Here is a 4879-nt window from a genome sequence, read left to right on the forward strand (position 1 = left end):
TACTGATATTATACTACAGTGTTGGCTGAGTGTTATCCGGATTATTTGACTGGCGAATAAATTCGCTACCTAGACGGTTTGCTCGGTTTCATCTCCTGGCTATAGAGCGCAGGAGCCTTCACCATCGCTTCTATCGGTAAAGGTGGATCAGCGGTTTTCATCAGTAGTTTTTCAGTTTTTGGCTTCTCTTTGTACCCGTAGAGTTGGTGTAGCAGCGATTTAAATCGCCGTGGCAAAAGGGGATACCTGTCAGGTGTGGGCAATTCGGTGTCCCCGGAACCTATAGCCGTGGGGTTCCTGACGACCAATAACCAATAAAAAAGAGAGCCACTCAAAGGACTCTCCCAATTATCAGGGTGCATCTATCTATCACACTATATCATTTTTGGCATTAGGGGTGTCACCCCCTTTCTAAAATTTTCCTAAGCTAGGTTCGTAGTCGGTATGAAGCGTGGCATTCCTCCTCAGATAGATGCTCTGACAAAGTTGGTATGTGAAAGTGATGGCAGTTACAAGGATAATCACGATGGCTCAATTAAACCAACAAAAATGCGAGGCTTGCACCAAGAATTCATCCCCCGTTAGCCAAGAGGAGATCGCCCAACTGAAACCGGAAATTCCCGACTGGAACCTAATTCAGCCAGAAGGGGAAGCCCACTTAGAACGGTCTTATGAATTTCCCGATTTCAAAGAAGCGATCGCCTTTACCAACCGTGTGGGTGAAATTGCCGAGGAACAAGGACATCACCCCGCTATTTTAACCGAGTATGGTAAAGTCACTGTAACCTGGTGGACTCACGCCATCTCCGGCTTACACAAAAACGACTTTATCATGGCGGCAAAGACTGATGATATCGCTAGTCAGATGGCAAGCTGAAGTGTAGGGAAGCTGGGGAAGCTGGGGAAGCTGGGGAAGCTGGGGACGAATGACGAATGACGAATGACGAATGACGAATGACAAATATCCCCTTCCCACCTAGAATTATACGAATCAGGAGTTCCCTAATTTTATAATCATCGAAGACCTATGACTCATCGCCCTATTATCCTCGGTATTGTCGGTGATAGCGCTGCTGGCAAAACAACGCTAACACGAGGAATTGCTCAAATATTGGGCGAAGATGAAGTCACCATCCTCTGTACCGATGATTACCATCGCTATGATCGCCAGCAACGGGCGCAAAAAGCGATTTCAGCCCTCCATCCTGACTGTAACTATCTAGATATCATGCAGCAGCATCTGGGTTTGCTGCGAACGGGACAATCGATTCTCAAACCAATCTATAACCACAACACGGGTACCTTTGAACCACCGGAGTACATTCAACCCCGACGATTTGTGATTGTTGAAGGATTACTCGGGTATTCCACTCGTTTGGCGCGTGAGTGCTTTGATGTCAAGGCATTTTTAGCCCCCCCAGAATCGCTGCGGAGTGAGTGGAAAGTTAAGCGGGATACGCGCAAGCGAGGGTATACGGAGGAACAGGTACTCGAACAGTTGAGAAAACGGGAACCGGATTCGGAGGAATTTATCCGCCCCCAGCGTAAGTGGTCAGATATTGTCATCAGTTTCTATCCTCCTGACGAATTATCTGACGAACAGAGGGATTTAATGCTGAATGTGCGGTTAGTTCTCAGACCGACGATTCCTCATCCAGATTTTACCCGACTCCTCAGTCCCAGCAAATCCCATCTGAGTACAGCCATTCGTCTCGAATTAGACCGAGATATGGGTAAACCTGTAGATGTCCTGGAAGTTGACGGTCACGCGACAGAGGAACAGGTACGGGAATTAGAGCGGATTTTATGTAGTGAAATTCCTTACTTGGGTAAATACTGCACATTAGAAGGTGATCCCAATATTGGTAAGGTTACGGGAACCACAGGGGAAACACTTCAGAGTTATCCCTTAGCGTTAACTCAATTGCTGATTACCTATCATATGCTGAAAGCGGCTCATCTTTATCAGTCCAGTGAACCCGCGTTAACCTGAAATTTCCCCCAGGCAAAAACTAAGCTTTCCCAAGGGAGAGTGAAGATGAGGGCGGGTTTAGTCACTTCAGGGCGGGCAAAAAACGATAATCGTGAAACCCGCCCCTACACACTTACAACTTTCCCATCTTCCCCCACGGGGATTAAAGGATTAGGATTATTTCCAACCTGCCCGATCCATTAGCTTAACCGCTTCTGGGTTCTTTTCTCCATAACTGACGACATCTAACTCTGATTCTTTGAAGTCGCCAAAGTCAGCCACAACAGGATTGGGTTCCATCTCTGTCACGACAGGATACTCATTCGCTTGATTGGCAAAGATTTCCTGGGCTTCTGGCGTCACCAGGTACTCTAGAAACTTAACGGCATTCTCTTGGTTCGGCGCATCGGTAACCACACCGCCACCACTGATGTTGACATGAGTGCCATCGGCGCTTTGATTGGGGAAGAACACGCCCACTTGTTCCGCTACCTCTTGATCTTCTGCCGCATCGGATTTTTTGAGACGGGCTACATAATAATGATTGACGATCGCAACATCACATTGACCAGCAGCTACGGCTTTAATTTGCGCGGTGTCATTTCCTTCCGGGGGACGGGCAAAGTTATCCACTAAGCCTTTGACCCAGGTTTCTGCCTCTTGTTCTCCTTTGCCTTCGATTTTAGAGGCGACTAAGGATTGGTTGTAGATATTTTCGGAACTGCGGATGCAAACTCGTCCTTTCCATTCGGGTTCGGCTAAGGCTTCATAAGTGGAGAGTTCCTCTGGCTGCACATTCTCTTGGTTATAGACAATAATTCGCGCCCGTTTGGATAACCCAAACCATTCGCCTTGGGGATCACGGAGATTGGCGGGAACGGCTGATTCTAAGGTTTCTGAGGAAACGGGTTGCAACAAGCCTTCCTCTTGCGCCCGCCATAGGCGTCCCACGTCAACGGTAATTAATACGTCCGCCGGACTGTTTTCGCCTTCACTCTTGATTCGTTCAATCAACTCATCCGCATCTCCTTCAATCAGGTTCACCTCAATCCCCGTTTCTTCGGTGAAGTTGTTGTAAAGGGCATCATCGGTGTCATAATGACGGGCGGAGTAAAGGTTAATTTCTCCCGCATCGGCTGTGTTATCGGCTGCGCTATCTGTGCTTACAGTATCGGCGGGTTCGTCGGGACTCGAACAGCCAGCAACGACTAATAGAGCGAGTCCAGAGCAAAGTCCGAGTATACTACGTCTAGTAATTTTCATCTACGACCAGTCTTATTGTGATTTGGGTTGAGTTCCAGTGAGCCGCGATCGCTGTCCTTTGTGACCCGTTGCCAGATTGCTAACTATCTGAGCCTATCTGGGATTGGGCGACTTGATTTGCCCAGGGTTCACTCAGATTGATTACGCTGCACTGGAGTGGATAGATGATTATTGTACCTGTTAATGCAATTTATTCTTAATTGAGTTCTAATTATCCTGACGATACTGTTGCCTGTTGCCTGTGACACACCGAGCGAAGTCGAGGTGTTGCCTGTTCCCTCTTGGGATAAACTGATGTCCTAACGTATCCTCGTAGTGCTACATGTACTGATAGGGAGGACAATCCATTGCCAGACGATCGCGCTTATTGGTTAGCTTGGTCACAAGTCCCGCGTGTAGGACCGATATTACTGCGACGCCTACAGCAACATTTTGACACGTTAGCAGAGGCTTGGGCGTCTCCAGTGCAAGAATTGGGTCAGGTGGAGGGGTTTGGGCGGCAATTGGTTCAGGCTGTGGAGAAGACGCGATCGCACCTCAATCCCCAACAGTTTCTGGAACAACACTGTATCAAAAATCCCTGTTTCTGGACACCCACTGATCCCGACTACCCCCGCTTATTACTAGAGATTCCCAGTCCGCCGCCCGTATTGTACTATCGCGGACAGGTAGATCAGCAGGAAAATCAGGGGATGAAGCCCATGGTTGCGATCGTCGGAACTCGTGAACCAACGGATTATGGTAAACGTTGGACACGGAAAATTAGTGCAGCCCTGGCGAAAAAGGGCTTTACTGTAGTATCTGGAATGGCAGCCGGGATTGATACCGAAGCCCACAAGGGATGTTTAGAGGCGGGGGGGAGAACGGTAGCGGTTTTTGGCACAGGAATTGATGTGATTTATCCGCCTAGAAATAAACTCTTGTACGAGGCGATTTTAGACGGGGGATTGGTATTAAGTGAATATCCAGCAGAAACTAAGCCGAATCGCCCCCACTTTCCCCAACGCAATCGAATTATTGCGGGGTTGAGTCGGGCGGTTTTAGTGATGGAAGCGCCAACAAAATCAGGGGCGTTGATTACGGCGTATCAAGCCAATGAGTTTTGTCGGGATGTGTATGCGTTACCCGGTTCGTTAGATAATCCCAATGCGGTGGGATGTTTGGGATTATTGAATCGGGGGGCAAGTGTGATTTTGAGTGAGGGGCATTTGTTAGATATGTTGGGAGCGATACCGGAATTAGATACAGGTAAACAGTTATCTTTATTTGAGCCAGAACCTGTTAAAGCGACGCCGAAGTTAGCGCCAGAGTTGGCAAAGGTGTTTCAGGTTTTAGGGATTGAACCGACGCCTTTGGATGTGATTGTTCAGGAAACGGGGATGACAGTAGCGGAGATTTCCGGTGTTTTGTTGCAGTTGGAATTAGAGGGGTTAGTGTCGCAGTTACCGGGAATGTTATATCGGCGAAATTGAATCATTATTTTATCGTAGGAGCGCACAGACGTGCATGGGTGTCAACTTAAGCCACATTACCCACGATAGGATACTGGGTGTGGGGTATGGGGTGTGGGGTGTGGGGGAAAGCGAGCAATGTTGGGGAGCTATGTATTAAACGGAACCTGTTTGAAAAAAACATTGTGGATGA

At 48.1% G+C, this 4879-nt stretch carries 5 protein-coding genes; 3 read left to right on the plus strand and 2 right to left on the minus strand.

All coding sequences use genetic code 11. From position 1 onward, the window contains the following. Positions 1-65 precede the first annotated feature (65 nt). Positions 66-335 (minus strand): hypothetical protein, encoded by a 270-nt coding sequence (locus RIG66_RS34280; RefSeq protein WP_446384646.1) that lies wholly within the window; start codon positions 333-335, stop codon positions 66-68. Positions 336-526: 191 nt separating this feature from the next. Between RIG66_RS34280 and RIG66_RS34285 the strand changes: the two genes are divergently transcribed. Next, positions 527-877 carry a 4a-hydroxytetrahydrobiopterin dehydratase gene (locus RIG66_RS34285; RefSeq protein ID WP_446348170.1) on the plus strand — a complete coding sequence of 117 codons (351 nt, stop codon included), beginning with the start codon at positions 527-529 and terminating at the stop codon, positions 875-877. 150 nt (positions 878-1027) lie between these two features. Continuing rightward, positions 1028-1993, plus strand: coding sequence for a phosphoribulokinase (locus RIG66_RS34290; RefSeq protein WP_446384647.1), 966 nt, complete (start codon positions 1028-1030; stop codon positions 1991-1993). Between the two features lie 156 nt (positions 1994-2149). Here the strand turns inward: RIG66_RS34290 and RIG66_RS34295 are convergent, their stop codons facing one another. Beyond that, the gene (locus RIG66_RS34295; protein WP_446384648.1) at positions 2150-3235 is read right to left on the minus strand and encodes a Fe(3+) ABC transporter substrate-binding protein; all 1086 of its coding nucleotides are present in this window, start codon (positions 3233-3235) and stop codon (positions 2150-2152) included. A 347-nt stretch (positions 3236-3582) separates the two neighbouring features. Between RIG66_RS34295 and dprA the strand changes: the two genes are divergently transcribed. Beyond that, positions 3583-4707, plus strand: coding sequence for a DNA-processing protein DprA (gene dprA, locus RIG66_RS34300; RefSeq protein ID WP_446384649.1), 1125 nt, complete (start codon positions 3583-3585; stop codon positions 4705-4707). The last annotated feature ends 172 nt before the right edge of the window (positions 4708-4879 follow it).

The organism is Coleofasciculus sp. E2-BRE-01, from assembly GCF_040221695.1.
In the GTDB taxonomy this organism is placed as follows: Bacteria; Cyanobacteriota; Cyanobacteriia; order Cyanobacteriales; family Coleofasciculaceae; genus Coleofasciculus.